At 60.2% G+C, this 16,173-nt stretch carries 21 protein-coding genes and 1 pseudogene; 15 read left to right on the top strand and 7 right to left on the bottom strand.

Annotation, left to right across the window (positions count from 1 at the left end; genetic code table 11):
- The first annotated feature begins 64 nt into the window (after positions 1-64).
- Together visN and visR are read left to right on the top strand one after the other, a co-directional pair.
- Positions 65-811: a transcriptional regulator VisN gene (visN, locus tag C934_RS0127170; protein ID WP_018859700.1), complete on the top strand. Its 747-nt coding sequence runs from the start codon at positions 65-67 to the stop codon at positions 809-811.
- A 12-nt stretch (positions 812-823) separates the two neighbouring features.
- Entirely contained in the window at positions 824-1,570 is a 747-nt protein-coding gene (gene visR, locus C934_RS0127165; RefSeq protein WP_026372123.1) for a transcriptional regulator VisR, read from the top strand.
- Positions 1,571-1,588: 18 nt separating this feature from the next.
- Here the strand turns inward: visR and C934_RS0127160 are convergent, their stop codons facing one another.
- From C934_RS0127160 to motA, 6 genes are all read right to left on the bottom strand, one after another.
- Positions 1,589-2,029: a hypothetical protein gene (locus C934_RS0127160; protein WP_018859698.1), complete on the bottom strand. Its 441-nt coding sequence runs from the start codon at positions 2,027-2,029 to the stop codon at positions 1,589-1,591.
- A 4-nt stretch (positions 2,030-2,033) separates the two neighbouring features.
- Complete coding sequence (gene flhB, locus C934_RS0127155; protein WP_018117037.1) at positions 2,034-3,113, bottom strand: flagellar biosynthesis protein FlhB; 1,080 nt, start codon at positions 3,111-3,113, stop codon at positions 2,034-2,036.
- 129 nt (positions 3,114-3,242) lie between these two features.
- Positions 3,243-4,283 (bottom strand): flagellar motor switch protein FliG, encoded by a 1,041-nt coding sequence (gene fliG / locus C934_RS0127150; RefSeq protein ID WP_018859697.1) that lies wholly within the window; start codon positions 4,281-4,283, stop codon positions 3,243-3,245.
- 29 nt (positions 4,284-4,312) lie between these two features.
- Positions 4,313-4,894 (bottom strand): flagellar motor switch protein FliN, encoded by a 582-nt coding sequence (gene fliN / locus C934_RS0127145; RefSeq protein WP_018859696.1) that lies wholly within the window; start codon positions 4,892-4,894, stop codon positions 4,313-4,315.
- Positions 4,895-4,956: 62 nt separating this feature from the next.
- Complete coding sequence (locus C934_RS0127140) at positions 4,957-5,895, bottom strand: FliM/FliN family flagellar motor switch protein (protein ID WP_026372122.1); 939 nt, start codon at positions 5,893-5,895, stop codon at positions 4,957-4,959.
- Positions 5,896-5,901: 6 nt separating this feature from the next.
- Positions 5,902-6,774 carry a flagellar motor stator protein MotA gene (gene motA / locus C934_RS0127135; protein WP_018859694.1) on the bottom strand — a complete coding sequence of 291 codons (873 nt, stop codon included), beginning with the start codon at positions 6,772-6,774 and terminating at the stop codon, positions 5,902-5,904.
- Positions 6,775-7,024: 250 nt separating this feature from the next.
- Between motA and flgF the strand changes: the two genes are divergently transcribed.
- The 13 genes from flgF (at position 7,025) to fliP (ending at position 15,972) form a co-directional block, all read left to right on the top strand.
- Entirely contained in the window at positions 7,025-7,759 is a 735-nt protein-coding gene (gene flgF, locus C934_RS0127130) for a flagellar basal-body rod protein FlgF (protein WP_018859693.1), read from the top strand.
- 14 nt (positions 7,760-7,773) lie between these two features.
- Positions 7,774-9,165, top strand: a complete 1,392-nt coding sequence (fliI, locus tag C934_RS0127125) for a flagellar protein export ATPase FliI (protein ID WP_018859692.1) — start codon at positions 7,774-7,776, stop codon at positions 9,163-9,165.
- A gap of 11 nt (positions 9,166-9,176) precedes the next feature.
- Positions 9,177-9,728, top strand: coding sequence for a hypothetical protein (locus C934_RS0127120; protein WP_018859691.1), 552 nt, complete (start codon positions 9,177-9,179; stop codon positions 9,726-9,728).
- A 172-nt stretch (positions 9,729-9,900) separates the two neighbouring features.
- Entirely contained in the window at positions 9,901-10,293 is a 393-nt protein-coding gene (gene flgB / locus C934_RS0127115; RefSeq protein ID WP_018859690.1) for a flagellar basal body rod protein FlgB, read from the top strand.
- Between the two features lie 4 nt (positions 10,294-10,297).
- Positions 10,298-10,714, top strand: coding sequence for a flagellar basal body rod protein FlgC (gene flgC, locus C934_RS0127110; RefSeq protein ID WP_018116161.1), 417 nt, complete (start codon positions 10,298-10,300; stop codon positions 10,712-10,714).
- A gap of 2 nt (positions 10,715-10,716) precedes the next feature.
- On the top strand, positions 10,717-11,043 hold the full coding sequence (locus C934_RS0127105; protein ID WP_018859689.1) for a flagellar hook-basal body complex protein FliE: 327 nt from the start codon (positions 10,717-10,719) through the stop codon (positions 11,041-11,043).
- Positions 11,044-11,062: 19 nt separating this feature from the next.
- Positions 11,063-11,851 carry a flagellar basal-body rod protein FlgG gene (flgG, locus tag C934_RS0127100; protein ID WP_018859688.1) on the top strand — a complete coding sequence of 263 codons (789 nt, stop codon included), beginning with the start codon at positions 11,063-11,065 and terminating at the stop codon, positions 11,849-11,851.
- 17 nt (positions 11,852-11,868) lie between these two features.
- Entirely contained in the window at positions 11,869-12,354 is a 486-nt protein-coding gene (gene flgA, locus C934_RS0127095; protein ID WP_018859687.1) for a flagellar basal body P-ring formation chaperone FlgA, read from the top strand.
- On the top strand, positions 12,351-13,472 hold the full coding sequence (locus C934_RS0127090) for a flagellar basal body P-ring protein FlgI (protein ID WP_018859686.1): 1,122 nt from the start codon (positions 12,351-12,353) through the stop codon (positions 13,470-13,472). The genes flgA and C934_RS0127090 overlap by 4 nt, the downstream gene beginning before the upstream one ends.
- The gene (locus tag C934_RS0127085) at positions 13,469-14,002 is read left to right on the top strand and encodes a MotE family protein (protein ID WP_018859685.1); all 534 of its coding nucleotides are present in this window, start codon (positions 13,469-13,471) and stop codon (positions 14,000-14,002) included. The genes C934_RS0127090 and C934_RS0127085 overlap by 4 nt, the downstream gene beginning before the upstream one ends.
- Positions 13,999-14,715 carry a flagellar basal body L-ring protein FlgH gene (gene flgH / locus C934_RS0127080; protein WP_018859684.1) on the top strand — a complete coding sequence of 239 codons (717 nt, stop codon included), beginning with the start codon at positions 13,999-14,001 and terminating at the stop codon, positions 14,713-14,715. The genes C934_RS0127085 and flgH overlap by 4 nt, the downstream gene beginning before the upstream one ends.
- A 10-nt stretch (positions 14,716-14,725) precedes the next feature.
- On the top strand, positions 14,726-15,238 hold the full coding sequence (locus tag C934_RS0127075; protein ID WP_018859683.1) for a flagellar basal body-associated FliL family protein: 513 nt from the start codon (positions 14,726-14,728) through the stop codon (positions 15,236-15,238).
- A complete protein-coding gene (gene fliP, locus C934_RS0127070; protein WP_018859682.1) occupies positions 15,235-15,972 on the top strand; it encodes a flagellar type III secretion system pore protein FliP in 738 nt (245 codons plus the stop codon). The genes C934_RS0127075 and fliP overlap by 4 nt, the downstream gene beginning before the upstream one ends.
- Before the next feature lie 45 nt (positions 15,973-16,017).
- On the opposite strand, the pseudogene C934_RS35945 reads toward fliP, so the two are convergent.
- Positions 16,018-16,173, bottom strand: a pseudogene (locus tag C934_RS35945) (IS110 family transposase); the annotation flags it as partial.

Here is a 16,173-nt window from a genome sequence, read left to right as displayed (position 1 = left end):
ATTTGCTCAAGGGCCGCGGATCGGGTTTCTGTCGTAGTGGTTCGCGGCCGCGGGGTTTTTGCCAATGGATATGCAGATATTGCAGGCTCTGAAGAGCGACACGCAGAAGGCAAACTTCGTTGGCATCGCAGCGACAAACCTGTCTTCGCGTGACGAACTGATCGCGCAGCTCTGCGAGATTTCGAGCACGGGGCGGTTGCAACCCGGCCTGCGCGCCCTGACCGACTATGTCGGCGCCTCGCACTACCTCCTGGCGCGGGCGGATCTGGTTCAGGAAGCGGGGCTCGATTTCGTGGTCTCGTCTGACTGGCCGTTCGATCTTGTCACCAATCTGGCGCATACCTTCGTTGGCGGCTTTGCCCGTGCGACGGAGATCGAAAAGTGTATGCAGCTGTTCCAGCCGCATTTCGCGCTCCTGCCGGATTCCGCGGATGCGCCAGACGGCGCCAGCCGCCAGTACTGTTCGTTGATGTTCAACATCGGACGCTCGCGCCTGGTGCTGATGTTCCTGTTCGATGACGGTTTCATTCTGTCGCAGGAGCGCTTGCGCGACGTGGGGCTCTTGTCCGCCTATTTCACGAGTTTCCTGCAGTGCGGCGCCGCCAAGGCCGACCGGGACTTCGAGCTGACCGATCGCGAACTGGAATGCCTTTTCTGGATCGCCGAGGGCAAAACGAGCGATGAGATTGCGATGATCCTCGGCATCTCTCGCAACACCATCAACAACTACATCACCAGTGTCATGCGAAAGACGGCGACGAAGACTCGTTCCGAGGCCATCGCATTCGCGGTCAGGAACAATCTCGTCTAAGGGGACGGCGTTATGGGGCAGTCGTCCGGTCGATCGATAGGAAATTCGGAAACAATGCGCGGCGTGCGGGTCAGCAAGGTCGCTAGTCGGTCCGACCTGTTTCCGCGTCTCATCGGCATGCAGAAGCTCGCCGACGCCCAGAATTTCGCTGTCTATCGAATCAGCGGTGCCGGCGTCCCGGGAAAGCAGCGTTTGGTCTGCGAACTGGAAAACTGGGGATCGGTGAACAGCGGCTTCAGTGGCGCATTCATCGACGCTCATGGCGAGGCGCTACTTGATCATATCGAGAAGTCGCTTCTTCCAGTCGTATGGGCTGGCGGGCTTGATCGCGCCGCTCCGGGGCCGGCAAGCATTGCACCTTTCATGACGCGCCTGAAGGGCGGCCTGACTCCCTTTTCCGGCATGGCGTTTCCGGTGCGCCTCGGCGCCGTTGGCAACGGCTTCGTTGTCTTTACGGGCGATGATCTCGAGCCGGCCAGCGATATGATCGTCGAACTGCACGTGAGATCGTGCCAGATCATGATCGACCTGCTTTCGCTCGACGAGCGCCGCGTGGCGGCTGCCGAAGCTCTCAGCGAACGCGAAATTGCCTGCCTGCAGCTTGCTGGAGACGGGCGCATCAGCGAAGAGATTGCAGAGAAGCTTGGTCTCTCGGTGCATACCGTCAACGCCTATCTCGGTTCGGCAACGATCAAGCTGGATTCGGTCAATCGAATCCAGGCGATCGCAAAGGCCATCCGTCTTGGATATATCAGCTGACGAGAAGCCGTGTGGGCTTTAGCCCGCCAAAGCCTGCAATGGTTCGACGTTATAGCGTGCGTCGCGCAGGCTTTGCGCGAGGAAAACAGTGTTTTCGTCGGGATCCGCCGAAGGGTTCTGGAACGCGATGTGGTTGATCTCGATGCCGGCGTGCGCCTCTGCAAGCATCAGCTGCGCATAGATCGTGACGCCGCGCGGCTTGATCTCAAGGTCGATGACCACTTCGGGCTTGCCGCCCCACTCTAGCGTGTAGCTGCCGCCATGGCCGAAATTGACCGTGCCGGGGTGGAAGAAGAGCTCGGCCGCTGACGATACGAGATCGGAAAGATTGCCGTAATACTCGAAGCGCAGAAGAGAGATGAGATCCGAGGCGTCCAGAAGCCGCAATTCCGTGGCAACGGGGCTGATGGCTTCAGCCAGGATTTTTTCACGCTGGGCAGAGTAGGGGCATTTTTTCATTCGGCTATCTTACCCGTTTGTTCTTGGCTTGCGCCGCGTAAACCCGATGGATGAGTTCCGCGACTGCCTTATAGAATACAGACGGTATGACACTATCGACCGAGACTTGCGCAAACATGGAGCGCGCGAGCGGCGGGTCTTCGAAAACGGGGATCCCATTCTTTTCCGCGATCTCCCTGATTTTCAATGCAATTAGGTCTTGCCCCTTGGCGACGACGACAGGCGCGTCGTTTTCCTCACGCACATAGCGCAGGGCGACGGCAAAGTGAGTCGGGTTGGCGATTACGAGCGTCGCGCGATCGACATTGGCAATCATACGGCGGCGGGCACGGTCACGCATGAGCGAGCGCTGGCGGCTCTTGACGAAGGGGTCACCCTGCGACTGCTTGTTCTCTTCCTTGACCTCGTGCCGCGTCATCTTCAGTTCGGTGAACCAGTGGTAGCGCGTCCAGAAGAAGTCGGCGATGGCGACGACGGCTGTGGCGATCAGGACGACGATGGTGATCTTTTGCATCGACGTCATCATCCGCGTGAAGATCGTTTGCGGATCGGAGAACATCGCATCGATCGCGCTGAAGTATTCGCTCTTCAGCGCAAAGAACATGACGACGCCGACGATCACAATCTTCGTCAGCGATTTGCCGAACTCGATGAGGCCAGGCAGGCTGAACAGCCGCGACCATCCCTTGGCGATCGAAATGCGCGAAAACTGCGGCCGTATGCGCTCGAGCACCGGCGTTGGCAGGTTCTGCGAGATGGACGCGGCAACGCCAAACGCCATGAACAGGATGAAGGCGGGCGCGAGGAAGGCCGCCGAAACCCAGGCGAGGTGAACGAACAGGGAGAGCGCGTCCGGCCCGGTTTCGAGTTTCCATTGGTCGGGCTGCTCGAAAATGTCCTTCAGCGCCTCGCCGACCTTGCTGAGCCCACTCGGCAGGAAGAAGATGATATAGACGAAGGTGGCAAGCACGGTGGCAAACAGTGGCACCTCGCGCGAGAACGGCACGTTGCCTTTCTCGGCAGCGTCGCTTTTCTTCTTCGCTGTCGGGTCTTCTGTTTTGCTGTCCTTGTCGTCGTCGGCCAAGGCCGAAGCCCTCCATCAAAAAGAAACGGCCGCGCCAGGGCGCGGCCTTTCCTAGAAGGTATCTCCCTTTCGCCGCGGCGATCAACCGCAGCGGCCGGGAAGAGGTGCTTCGTACACAACAACAGCGGCTTAGGCCGCGGCCGAGCCTTCGCCTTCGGTCTCCTTGAGCTGGATTTGCCCGGAGTTTGCCAGGCGAATCGCTTCCTGGGCGATGGCGCGCCGGGCGATTGCGATTTCGCGCGGATTGATGCCAACGGTGCCGCTCTGCAGATCCGATTCGATCATGCGGCGCTGGCGCGGGCTGATCGATGCGAGGACGGCCTCGCGCATGTCGGCAGACGAGCCGCGCAACGCCATGGTCAGGATGTCGGACGAGATATCGTTCATGAGCATGACGCGGCTGCGCTGCGGCATGAGCATGAGGTCGTCGAAGAGGAAGATCTTCGGACGGACCTTGTTGACCGATTCGCGGCTGATCGATTCGAGCGAGGTGAGCAGGGTATCGACCTGCGGCTTGTCCATCTCGTTCATCAGTTCCGCAACCTTCGTCGAGCCGATCGAATTCTTCTCGGCGTCGATCTCTGCCAGCAGGCTTAGCACCTGCTTTTCGATGATCTGCGCGGCCTTGGGGCTGACGGCCTTGAGGTTGACGGTACGGTTCATGATGTCCGCGCGGCGGCCGTCCGGAATCTGCATCAGAACCTTGGCGCCGAATGAGGAGGGCATCATGGAGAGAATATAGGCGACAGTCTGCGGATGTTCGCGCAGGAGGAACTTGCCGATGAAGGCCGGGTCGCCTTCGCCGAGGCGATCCCAGATCGACGTCTCGTATGCCTGGAAGGTGGTGCGACGGCCAAGCAGGCTGTCGACTTCGTCGGGCGTGAGACCCTCTTCAAGGATGCTCTCGATCGCCTTGGCATTATCCATGAGGCCTGCACCCTCGGTGAACAGGTCCTCGAATTCGGCGACAAGTCCGAGCAATTCATCCGGCGGGATCGCACGCAGCGTTTGCGCCGAGCCGATGATCGTCTGCAGCTCGGCCTGCGTGAAATATTTCAACAGCCTGCCGGCGACCCCTTTCCCCATGGCGAGGAGAACGGCCGCCGCCTTTTCAGCCTGGGTCAACGGTTTCTCGGCTAGCGCGCCGCCGAAATCGTCAAAGTCCATCATGGTCTAACCTCTCCGTCCCTGCACCGGGATCAGGCTTTCTTTGTACTCAGAACTTCTATCAGTTTGACGCCGAAACGCGTGTCGTCGTTTTCCAGAACGGTGATCTCGCCGCGAGCGATCTTGCGGCCGTTCACCATGATTTCGACCGGCTCACCGATCTTCTTGTCGAGCGCGATGGTTGCGCCCTCGTTAAGGTTCATCAGGCCGGCGACCTGCATGCGGCTGCTGCCGAGCATGATCTGAACGTCGATCGGGATATCCATGATCAGGTCGAGGTTCGACTGCATGGCGCTGCCGAGCGGGGCAGGTTCGGAAGCGATCGCACCAAACGAGCTGTCGCCGAAGTTGGCAGAGCCACCAAAATCGGATGTTGCGCCGAAATCGTCGCCACCAAATGCGGGCTCTGCCGCATCTCCGAAACCGCCGCCAAAGGTTGACAGGTCGGTGCTGCCGCTAAAGGCGTCGGCCTCTCCAGCAAAATCCGGCAGGCCGCCGTCCGCGTCGGTCTTCAGGACGCCGCGCAGGTCATCGATGGCCTGATCAAGCTCGGCCTCGTTGCCCGGGAGCTCCATTGAAAGGTCACTGTTCTTGGGTGTTTTCTTCGTCGCCATGAAATCACTATTCCAGTTGAAACTTGCCTCAAGCTGCCGTGGCAGCCCGGTTGGAAAATGGGCTAATTCATCAAGTGGCGGATGAGCTCGTCATCCGAATTAATCGTATCCTTCACCCGGACGGTATAATGTTCGCCCGAACGTCCAAACTCGCAGATGTACAATTCCTTGCTGTTGGCGCTGACTTCGACGCGGACGTCGCCGCGGTCGTGGAAGGGGATAACATCGCCAGCCGCAAGTTTCGAAATGGTCCGCAGCGTCAGGTCCTGCAGACGGATCTTTGCGTCGAGCGTCACCGGCGAGCGGCGCACCTGCTCGCTGAGCTGATCACTCCATTCGGTCGATTTAGCCGACTGGCCCTTGGCCTTCGGAGCCGTCACCGTCGTCTTCAGCAGGGCAGCCTGGGGAACGATCAGCGAGAAATCCGAGGTGATGCCGGAGAGCGTGATCGACATGTTGATCGCGGCCGCGAACTCGTCGGGCTTGTCTTCGGCCGGCTTGATCCGTGTTTCGAACGCATGCGGAAACTCAAGCACTGGCTCGAAGCCGCCAGGCGCGTTCACTGCCGAACGAAGGACATTGGCGAACTTGTCGAAGACCATGACCGCAAGCTCGAGCTCGATCACGGAGAGCAGGCGATCCGCCGGCTGCTCGACGGCGTCTGCCGCCGCACCCAGCAAGTGTTCCATCAGGGTGATGATGAAGCTGTTGCCGCAGGCAAGCGTAATGTTTGGTGACCAGTTTCGGAGCGTCGCATCGACGAGCGTCGTATTGTCGCCGAGGTTGGCGACCAGCTCGTTCTTGTGCCCGCTGTCGCAACCGAGATAGGCCACTTCGACGTCGAGGTTCGTCTCGCTCTTGATGATGTCGGGCAGAAAGACGACGTAGACTTCGCCGAATCCGCTGCAGATCTTCTCGACGGTGGCCTTGTCGCCCAGCCTGCCGGTCAGTTTGGCAAGAAGGGCTTCGCCCATGAGGGGTTTCTTGAGGGGAGCGTTCATGACCGTTTACGCCGCCTTGTTCTCGCCGCCGGGATTCATCATTTCCTGCTCGACCGCGTCGATCGAAGGACGCTCGTAGGCCGAAATTGTCTTGCGGCCGTATTCGAGCGCGACCTGCGGCACCGAGCCGTTCATGTAGGCAAGCAGGGTCTGCTTGACGATGACGTAGAGGCGATGCTGCTTGGTGCGGACGATCTTGATCTGGGAAATGATCGGCGAACACACGCAATAGGACAGGATGATGCCGAGGAAGGTGCCGACGAGCGCCGAGCCGATCAGGTGGCCGAGGACCTCAGGCGAATCGTTGATGTGCGCCATGGCCTTGATGACACCGAGAACGGCGGCGACGATACCGATCGCGGGGAAGGCGTCGCCCATGATCTGGATGGCGTGATAGGGCTTCATCTTGTCGTGAAGGATCGTGTTGATCTCTTCGTCCATCAGTGCTTCGATCTCATGCGAGCGGGCATTGCCGATGATGATCAGCCGGACGTAGTCGCAGATGAACGCCGTCAGTTCCTTGTTCTTGAGGATCGTCGGCGCGGACTGGAAGATCGAGGATTCGGCCGGATTGTCGATATGGGCTTCGATCTCGTTGCGAGACTTCGTGCGAAGATCGCGCATCAGGGAGTAGAGGACACCAAGCGTATCGAGATAATTCCGTTCCTTCGGCACCGTGTGCTTGAAGGCTTCGACGAGCGCCTTGCCGGAATCCTTCACCACCTTCATCGGGTTGCCCATGACGAAGCTGCCCAGGCCGGCGCCGCCGATGATGACTAGCTCGAACGGCTGCCAGAGCGCGTCCACGTGGCCACCCATCGCCATGAAGCTGCCGACGATACAGCCGCAGGTAATCACAAATCCGATAATGATATTCATCGTCAGTCCAAACCTGATCGTTATTTTCAACTCAACGGATAGGGCTGCTGGCTTGCGTGAGGCTGATGATAGTCCCTGCAAATCAAGCTTTTGCATGCCAGCTTCGCGCAAGCATTTGCTGTCAGCTTGTCGGTGACGAATGGGCATCCGTGCCCGTTTCTGAGGTGCCGCCTCAGCGAAATTCGTGGTCGAACCGACTGCAAACACCCGGATTTCGTACCGTTCATCGCCAATGCAGGAGCCTATCGGGATGCAATCCGGTCTTTATGTTTCTTTGTCGTCGCAGATCGCACTCGAACGTCGCCTCACCACCATCGCCGACAACATGGCGAACGTGAACACGACGGGCTTCCGCGGGACGGAGGTGAAATTCGACGAGATGCTCGGCGAGACCGGCAACAAGATCAATGCGAAGATCGCCTATGTGTCCCAGGGCAACGACTATCTCTCCGGCGATACTGGCGAGTTCGAGCACACCGGAAACATGCTCGACTTCGCGATCAAGGGGGATGCCTGGTTCTCGGTCGACACGCCGGCCGGCAAAGTTCTGACCAAGGATGGCCGCTTCACGATGAAGGAAAACGGCGAGCTCGTTTCCGTTCGAGGTTACCCTGTTCTCGACGCCGGCGGTGCGCCGGTGACGCTCAACACGGCTGCTGGCGAACCGAAGGTCGGCTCTGACGGATTGATCTACCAGGACGGCAAGCAGGTCGGTTCGCTGGGTCTCTTCGAGGCCGATATCAGCAAGGGCTATCTGCGCTACGAGAATAGCGGCATCATGACGACCGAGCAGCCACGCGCCGTCACCGATCGTTTCAATGTCGGTGTCCGGCAGGGCTATCTCGAAAATTCCAACGTCAACGCGATGCGCGAAATTACGCAGCTGATCGAAGTCAATCGCGCCTTCGAGAGTATGACGTCGCTCTCGAAGGACAGCGAGACTTCGTTCAGCGAGGCGATCAAGACGCTCGGCGGCAGCCGCTGAACGGGGCCTGAAGCATGAGCAATACGCCGCTCGCCGAATCCGACCTTTCGCCGAAGCTCACGCATCTCGCGGGGCTCGTGTCGCGCTATTCGAGCCCAGAATTCCTGGTCGCCCCCGGCGGTCACGTCCAGACGATCGCGGCCGGCCACTACACCGTAACCGGCCTGTCGCGCCATGTGCGGCTCGGAGAATTCGTCGCCCACAAGTCGCCGACCGGCATCCACCTCGGCGAAGTGGTTCGCGTCGAGCCTGAACTGACCTATGTCTGCCCGATCGAGCCGGGCGAGCCGATCGGCATCCATGATACGGTCATCCGCAAGGGTGCATTCCGCATCTCTCCGGCGGACAGCTGGTGCGGGCGCACCGTCAACGCGCTGTGCGAGCCGATCGATGGCCTCGGTCCCATTGTCGAGGGGCTCGGCCGCCGCCCCATTTCGAACACGGCGCCGCCGTCCATGACGCGGAAGCGCGTGGAGACAGGCTTCAAGACGGGCGTTCGCGCTATCGACATTTTCTCGCCGCTCTGCCTCGGCCAGCGCCTCGGCATTTTCGCAGGCTCGGGCGTCGGTAAGTCGACGCTGCTGTCCATGCTGGCCCGTGCGGATGCTTTCGACAAGGTCGTCATCGCGCTTGTGGGTGAACGTGGCCGCGAAGTGCGCGAATTCATCGAGGACACGCTTGGCGACAACATGAAGAAGGCGATCGCCGTCGTCGCGACGAGTGACGAGAGCCCGATGCTGCGCAAGATGGCGCCGCTGACAGCGGTCACCATCGCCGAGCATTTCCGCGATCAGGGCGACAACGTACTCTTGATCGTCGACAGCGTTACCCGATTTGCCCACGCGATCCGCGAGGTCGCGACTGCGTCGGGTGAACCGCCGATCGCCCGTGGCTATCCCGCCTCGGTCTTCACCGAGCTGCCGCGCCTGCTGGAGCGTGCCGGACCCGGACCGGAGGGGACCGGAACGATCACCGCGATCATTTCCATCCTCGTCGATGGTGACAACCACAACGACCCGATCGCCGACTCGACGCGCGGCATTCTGGACGGCCACATCGTCCTGCAGCGTAGTCTGGCGGAGGAAGGGCGTTACCCACCGATCGATCCGCTGGCCTCGATCTCGCGTTTGGCGCGCAAGGCCTGGACCCCGGATCAGGAGAAGCTGGTGTCTCGCCTGAAGACGCTCATCCACCGCTTCGAGGAAACACGCGACCTGCGCCTGATCGGCGGCTATCGCCCGGGCGCCGATCCTGATCTCGATATGGCGGTCAAGCAGGTACCGATTATTTACGATGTTTTGAAACAGTCGCCCGGCGATAGCGATTCGAGGGATGCCTTTGCCGATCTGGCCGGCGCCCTGAAAGCCGCGGCCGGCATCGGCGGCCAGCCGAGTATCCGCAGGTAGAGAGGCGCGACGTGACAGATTTCGATGACGATGAGAAGATCGCCCCGCTGAAGCCTCTGCGGCGCAAAACCGTCTTTCTCGACCGCGCCCTGACAATTACCGGCCTTACCCTGGCGGCGGCGTCCGCCTTCTTTCCGTGGTACGTCTTCTTTAACGAGGACAAGTTCGGCATCAATGTCGCGCAGGGCGACCGGACACGCGACCTTCCCGACTGGCCGGCACGAAACGTCTTCAGCGTTTCGCCCCTCGCGATGGCCAACAAGAACCGATACGACAGGAAGCCCGAGATCCCCGTCGATCCGCTGACGACCGCGACGGTCTCCAACATTGGCAAGGAAGACGATAAGGGTCCGCCGGCCGAGGATCAGCCGTTCCCCGGTAAATCCGGCTTTCGCCTCCTTCACGTGGCAAACGGCCGTGCCTTGATCGAAGATACCTCAGGCATGTACGTCGTTCAGGTGGGATCCATTCTGCCGGACGAAAGCCGGTTGGCGACGCTGGAGGAACGTGATGGCAAATGGGTCATCATCACCTCCAAGGGCGATGTCTATCAGCATAATTGAGCGTGCACCGCTCTCAAGCGCATCAGTCGAAGGCTCCACCGGATACGGTCGGAGCCTTCGTCCCGTTATGGGAGTGCGCGCCCGGCAGCCACGGAATGTCGGACCGCATTCTCCGTAAGTCTGACGCAAGATTACCGTCCTAGGTTCGCCCCAGTAAAAACGGAGAGTTCCCATGCAACCGATTCAACTTTTCGACTTGGCGTCGCGGCAGGCCGAATGGCTGACGATCCGTCAGGAGGTTGTGGCCGGCAACATCGCGAACGCGAATACGCCGAAATATCGCGCCAAAGACATCACGCCTTTCCAGGCCACCCTCGACCGGTCGGACATTACTATGGCGCGCACGAATGCTGCGCACCTGACCGGCAACGATCTCGGCACGAAAAGCGACATCGACGTCAAGGACGCGGCCCTTGACCAGGAGATCGGCGTGCAGGAGTCCGGCAACACGGTCGGTCTCGCCGAGGAACTCACGAAGTCCGGTGAAATCAAGCGTCAGTACGATCTGAACACGTCGCTCGTAAGCTCGTTCAATCGACTGATGCTGATGACAGTGAAGAGCTAAGATCATGGATCCTTTGTCAGCAGCACTCAAAATCGCGGGATCCGGGCTTGAAGCGCAATCGACGCGCCTTCGCATCGTGTCCGAAAACATCGCCAACGCACGCTCGACCGGCGACACGCCCGGTGCCGATCCCTACCGTCGCAAGACCATCACCTTCGGCGAAGCGGTCGATCGCGCCAATGGCGTCACGACCGTCAACGTCAAGAAGTTCGGTGTCGACGAATCGAAGTTCATCACTGAATTCGACCCCTCCAATCCGGCTGCGGACGAGAAGGGCATCGTCAAGCTCCCGAACGTCAACATGCTGGTCGAGATGGCCGACATGCGCGAAGCAAACCGTTCGTATGACGCCAACCTGCAGACCATCAAGCAATCCCGCGACCTGATTTCGTCGACAATCGACCTTCTGAAGAGCCAATAATCATGATCAACAACGTCAATAGCGTCAGCTCCCTGTCGATGACCCGCGGCCTTGCCGCCATCGAGAAGGACCGCTCCACAGCTTCATCGGCGGCAGAAAGTGCTGCAAACGACGGCGGCTTTGGCGCGGTTCTCACCAATGTTGCGACGGGCGCCGTCAATACCCTCAAGAATGCAGAAAGCATGTCCTTTGCCGGCATCAAGGGCACCGCGACGACGCGTGAAGTCGTCGATGCCGTCATGCAGGCACAGCAGACCCTTCAGACTGCGATCGCCATTCGCGACAAGGTCGTTTCGGCCTTTCTCGACGTTACCCGCATGCAGATGTAATTGATTTGAGGACGAAGCCATGAGAGCGCTTGCCATTGCTGCGACGGGTATGGATGCCCAGCAGACCAATCTTGAAGTCATCGCCAACAACATCGCGAACATCAACACGACCGGCTTCAAGCGCGCTCGCGCTGAATTCACGGACCTGTTGTATCAGACCGAGCGCGCCAAGGGAGTTTCGAACCGCGCGAACCAGGCGATCGTACCTGAAGGTGCGAACATCGGTCTCGGTGTCCAGACGGCCGCCGTCCGCAACCTGCACATCCAGGGCGAGCTTTCGCAGACCGGCAACGACCTCGACGTAGCGCTTATTGGTCGCGGCTTCTTCCAGATCCAGGCGCCCGATGGCACGACGCTTTACACGCGCGCTGGCGCGTTCAATAAAAACGAGACTGGCCAGATCGTCACCACCGACGGTTACCTGGTAGCGCCTAATATCACGATCCCGCAGGGTTCGACGCAAGTGACCATCAGCCGCTCGGGCGAAGTTTCGGCGAAGCTGCCGGGCGACACCGATCCGACCGTGCTCGGCCAGCTGCAGATCGCCGACTTCGTCAACGAGGCCGGCCTTCAGCCTCTCGGCGACAACCTCTTTCAGCAGACACCTGCGTCGGGCGATCCCGTGGTCGGCACGCCCGACGAAGAAGGCTTCGGCTACATGAAGCAGGGCTACCTCGAATCGTCGAACGTCGACCCGGTGAAGGAAATCACCGAACTGATATCGGCGCAGCGCGCCTATGAAATGAACTCCAAGGTCATCACCACCGCCGACGAAATGGCCTCCATCGTCAGCAAGAACCTGAAGTAATCGGGAAGGGCCGAAACATGATGTTTTGCCGGGTCAAAGGTATCCTCGGATGGGCGGCAGCCGCCGCCGTTGCGATCACCGCATTTGCCATGCCGCAGGCAGCAGCCGCTGCCGGCATGGGATATGCCGTCGTTCCGATGACGACCATCTACCCCGGCGAAACCGTTTCCGGCGCCCAGCTCCAGGAAGTGGAAGTGACCAACCCCAACCTCAAGGGCGACTATGCAAAGTCGATCCGCCAGGTCGAAGGGATGATTTCGAAGCGCACGCTCCTGCCGGGGCGCACGATCTCCGTCTCGGCGCTGCGAGAGCCCTATACCGTGACGCGCGGCTCCTCGACCCGTCTTATCTTCACGCTCGGCGCGATGACGATCTCGGCGGCCGGCTCGCCGCTCGAGGATGGTATGACGGGGCAGCTCATCCGCGTTCGCAACATGGATTCCGGCGTGATTGTCAGCGGCACCGTGCTCGCAGACGGCACCATACACGTGGCCGCAAAATGAAGATGTTTTTTCGCCTATTCGTAGCCCTCGCGTTTCTGTCTCCGAATGTCCTGGCCGTCACGCCCGCTGCGGCGATGAACTCGCGCATCAAGGACATTGCCTCCCTGCAGGCCGGACGCGACAACCAGCTGATTGGCTACGGTCTGGTCGTCGGTCTTCAGGGCACCGGCGACGGTTTCCGCGCTTCCCCGTTTACCGAGCAGTCGATGCGCGCCATGCTGCAGAACCTCGGCATCTCCACGCAGGGCACCCAGTCCAACGCGAAGAACACCGCAGCTGTCATGGTGACAGCAAATCTGCCACCCTATGCCAGTCCCGGCAGCCGCATCGACGTGAACGTCAGTTCGCTTGGCGACGCGACTTCGCTGCGCGGCGGCACACTGATCATGACATCGCTGTCGGGCGCCGACGGCCAGATTTACGCTGTCGCGCAGGGCTCGGTCGTGGTCTCGGGTTTCACCGCCCAGGGCCAGGCCGCGACGGTAACCGAGGGTGTGACGACCGCTGGACGGGTGCCGGGCGGCGCCATCATCGAACGTGAACTGCCCTCGCGCTTCAAGGATTCCGTCAATCTCGTCCTGCAACTGCGCAACCCGGACTTCTCGACGGCGATCCGCATTGCCGATGTCGTCAATGGCTATGCTTCCACTCGCTTCGGCGGCCCGGTAGCAGAAGCCAAGGACGCGCAGGAGGTCATCGTCCAGAAGCCGAGAACGGCGGACCTGACGCGCCTGATGGCCGATCTGGAGAATCTTATCGTCGAGACCGACACGCCCGCCAAGGTCGTGGTGAACGAGCGAACGGGAACGATCGTCATCGGCGCGGACGTGCGCGTGTCGCCGGTTGCCGTCAGCTATGGTACTCTCACTGTCCAGGTAACCGAGACACCGCAGATCATTCAGCCAGAGCCGTTCTCGCGCGGTGTGACCGCCGTGCAGCCGCAGACCGACATCGCTGCGCAGAAGACGGGCGGCAAGGTGGCTCTGCTGGATGGGCCTGATCTCAGGACGCTCGTGGCGGGTCTCAACAATATCGGCGTCAAGCCGGATGGCATCATTGCCATCCTCCAGGGCATCAAATCAGCCGGCGCGCTGCAAGCGGAGCTCGTCCTGCAATGATGAAGAATATGGCCTTGTCAGACTTGCTTCAGCGGCTTGCACTGCCTGCGATGGCCGTCGTGGCGTTGTCCATTCCCGGCGCCTTCGCACAGGAACAGCCGTCGCCGAGGGGTGAAATGACATCGCAGGAGGAGATCAAGCAGTTCTGCACGAACATTGCCGATCCCGCACGCGACCAGCGCTATCTGCTGCAGAAGCAGGAACTCGAGAAGCTTCGCGCCGACGTCGATTCCCGCATTGCGGAAATGAGCAAGCGCAAAGAGGAATATCAGGACTGGCTGAAGCGCCGTGATGATTTCCTCAAGCAGGCCGAAGCGGGCCTCACCGATATCTATAAGAAAATGAAACCGGACGCAGCCGCATCACAGCTGCAAGAGGTGAAGATCGAAGTGGCGGCCGCCGTCATCATGCGGCTGAACGCGACCCAGTCGAGCTTGATCCTCAATGAGATGGATCCGCAGAAGGCCGCGGTCATCGCCAATATCATCGCCAGCGCGTCCGATCCCAATACGTCGAAGGACCCCTCATGAACATGCGTTTTCAGGTCGCGATCGCCGCCGTCGCCCTTCTTGCAGGCTGCGCATCGCCGCAGGCTGTCAATGAGATCGGTCGCGCCCCAGCCATGAGCCCGATCGGCAGCGGCCTTGCTTATGGCCAGACGCCGCAGATGGCGCTTTATCCGAAGCAGCCGCGCCAGGTCGCGCAGGGCTATTCTCTCTGGAGCGACTCGCAGGCCGCCCTCTTCAAGGATGCGCGCGCGCTGAATGTCGGCGACATCCTGACCGTCGATATCCAGATCAACGACAAGGCGAAGTTCGAGAACGACACCAGCCGCAGCCGGACCAACTCGAGCGGCCTGAACTGGGATGTGAACGCCAACGTCATGGGTTGGAATCCTCAGTCGAAGACCGATGTGACCTACGGTTCGGATACCAGTACCGACGGCAAGGGCAAGATCGACCGGTCCGAGACGCTGAAGCTCATGGTCGCCGCCGTCGTCACCGGTATCCTCGAGAACGGCAACCTCGTGATCAGCGGTTCTCAGGAGGTTCGCGTCAACCAGGAGATCCGCATTCTCAACGTTGCCGGTATCGTGCGCCCGCAGGACGTGAACTCCGACAACCAGATTTCCTACGAGAAGATTGCTGAAGCGCGCATCTCCTACGGCGGTCGCGGCCGCCTGATGGAAGTACAGCAGCCGCCGCGCGGCCAGCAGGCCGTCGATCTCTTCTCGCCGCTCTGAGGCACACATCATGGCAGAGACAGAAACCGCTGGGGGCCAGTCGAAAAAGGCCACAATAATGACGATCGTCGGGCTTGCGGTCCTGACGCTGCTCGGCGCCGGCGGCGGCTGGGTGGTCGGTGACATGGTCGCGCCCAGCATCAAAGGCGCCGAGCAGGCGGAACAGGCCAAGGCAGCCAAGGACGAGGCCGCGCAGAAAAAGGAAGGCGAGGCGGGCCTGCCTCGCATTTCGACGGAAGCCAACAACATAGTTCAACTCGAGCCCATCACCACGAACCTTGCCTATCCCTCAGAAAGCCTAGTTCGCCTGGAAGTCGCGCTGCTCTTTAACGGCCCGCCGGACGTCAAGGTCGCCGAGGATGTCCATCAGGACATCCTCGCCTATGTCCGTACGGTTTCGCTGCAGCAGATCGAGGGACCGCGAGGCTTCGAATATCTTAAGGATGACATCCAGGAGCGTGTTGACCTTCGCGCGCAAGGGCGCGTATCGAAGGTCATGTTCAGGACCTTCGTCGTCGAATGATTCGATTCATATTGTTATTCGCTGCCATGATGGCGGCACCGGAGCTGGCCCATGCGCAGCAGCTCCCATCAAACCTTTTGAACTTGCCGGTCGACGGTTCGGTTGCGGCATGGATCATCAGAACATTCGGCCTGTTGACCGTTCTTTCGGTCGCTCCGGGCATCCTGATCATGGTGACGAGCTTCCCGCGCTTCATCATTGCATTCTCGATCCTGCGATCGGGAATGGGCCTGTCTTCCACGCCCTCCAACATGATCCTCCTGTCGCTCGCGTTGTTCATGACTTTCTACGTCATGCAGCCCACGTTCGATCAGGCATGGCAGACCGGCGTCCAGCCGCTCCTGTCGAACCAGCTCGACGAGCAGCAGGCGGTGGCGCGTATCGCCGAGCCCTTCCGGGGATTCATGGCGAACAACACCCGCGACAAGGATCTGGCGCTTTTCGTGGATCTGGCGCGCGAGCGTGGCCAGACTGTCGAGACCGGCGAGAAGATCGACTACCGCGTCCTCATTCCGGCTTTCATGATTTCGGAAATCCGCCGCGGCTTCGAGATAGGCTTTCTCGTCGTCCTTCCTTTCCTGGTCATCGATCTGATCGTCGCCACCATCACCATGGCAATGGGCATGATGATGCTGCCGCCGACCTCGATCTCGCTGCCATTCAAGATTCTCTTCTTCGTGCTCATCGACGGCTGGAACCTGTTGGTCGGAAGTCTGGTCCGCTCGTTCCACTGACGAGGTTTCGCGGCTTCACACTCCACACAACAAAAAGCAACGGTGTTAGGCGTCAATCACCGTTGCTCGATAGTCTCTCATTTTGGCATTGAGGATTATGATTATCCTTCGCATGACCGCGACGAGAGCGACCTTTCCGGGCTTTCCTTTCGCTTTCAGTCGTTCGAAGACGGCCTTCATGGCTGGATCGAAGCGGATGGC

The organism is Rhizobium sp. 42MFCr.1 (assembly GCF_000377185.1).
Classification (GTDB): domain Bacteria; phylum Pseudomonadota; class Alphaproteobacteria; order Rhizobiales; family Rhizobiaceae; genus Rhizobium; species Rhizobium altiplani.
Note: the sequence above shows the minus strand (reverse complement) of the source record. Positions and strands in the feature narration are given on the sequence as shown.

Excerpts from the sequence above, each read along its gene's own strand:
- flgB (WP_018859690.1), top strand. The coding sequence starts at position 9,901 with ATGCAACCGATTCAACTTTTCGACTTGGCGTCGCGGCAGGCCGAATGG.
- C934_RS0127160 (WP_018859698.1), bottom strand. The coding sequence starts at position 2,029 with ATGAAAAAATGCCCCTACTCTGCCCAGCGTGAAAAAATCCTGGCTGAA.
- C934_RS0127085 (WP_018859685.1), top strand. The coding sequence starts at position 13,469 with ATGATGAAGAATATGGCCTTGTCAGACTTGCTTCAGCGGCTTGCACTG.
- flgA (WP_018859687.1), top strand. The coding sequence starts at position 11,869 with ATGATGTTTTGCCGGGTCAAAGGTATCCTCGGATGGGCGGCAGCCGCC.
- visR (WP_026372123.1), top strand. The coding sequence starts at position 824 with ATGGGGCAGTCGTCCGGTCGATCGATAGGAAATTCGGAAACAATGCGC.
- visN (WP_018859700.1), top strand. The coding sequence starts at position 65 with ATGGATATGCAGATATTGCAGGCTCTGAAGAGCGACACGCAGAAGGCA.
- flgG (WP_018859688.1), top strand. The coding sequence starts at position 11,063 with ATGAGAGCGCTTGCCATTGCTGCGACGGGTATGGATGCCCAGCAGACC.
- flgF (WP_018859693.1), top strand. The coding sequence starts at position 7,025 with ATGCAATCCGGTCTTTATGTTTCTTTGTCGTCGCAGATCGCACTCGAA.
- C934_RS0127075 (WP_018859683.1), top strand. The coding sequence starts at position 14,726 with ATGGCAGAGACAGAAACCGCTGGGGGCCAGTCGAAAAAGGCCACAATA.
- fliG (WP_018859697.1), bottom strand. The coding sequence starts at position 4,283 with ATGATGGACTTTGACGATTTCGGCGGCGCGCTAGCCGAGAAACCGTTG.
- fliN (WP_018859696.1), bottom strand. The coding sequence starts at position 4,894 with ATGGCGACGAAGAAAACACCCAAGAACAGTGACCTTTCAATGGAGCTC.
- motA (WP_018859694.1), bottom strand. The coding sequence starts at position 6,774 with ATGAATATCATTATCGGATTTGTGATTACCTGCGGCTGTATCGTCGGC.
- fliI (WP_018859692.1), top strand. The coding sequence starts at position 7,774 with ATGAGCAATACGCCGCTCGCCGAATCCGACCTTTCGCCGAAGCTCACG.
- C934_RS0127090 (WP_018859686.1), top strand. The coding sequence starts at position 12,351 with ATGAAGATGTTTTTTCGCCTATTCGTAGCCCTCGCGTTTCTGTCTCCG.
- C934_RS0127105 (WP_018859689.1), top strand. The coding sequence starts at position 10,717 with ATGATCAACAACGTCAATAGCGTCAGCTCCCTGTCGATGACCCGCGGC.
- fliP (WP_018859682.1), top strand. The coding sequence starts at position 15,235 with ATGATTCGATTCATATTGTTATTCGCTGCCATGATGGCGGCACCGGAG.
- C934_RS0127140 (WP_026372122.1), bottom strand. The coding sequence starts at position 5,895 with ATGAACGCTCCCCTCAAGAAACCCCTCATGGGCGAAGCCCTTCTTGCC.
- flgC (WP_018116161.1), top strand. The coding sequence starts at position 10,298 with ATGGATCCTTTGTCAGCAGCACTCAAAATCGCGGGATCCGGGCTTGAA.
- flgH (WP_018859684.1), top strand. The coding sequence starts at position 13,999 with ATGAACATGCGTTTTCAGGTCGCGATCGCCGCCGTCGCCCTTCTTGCA.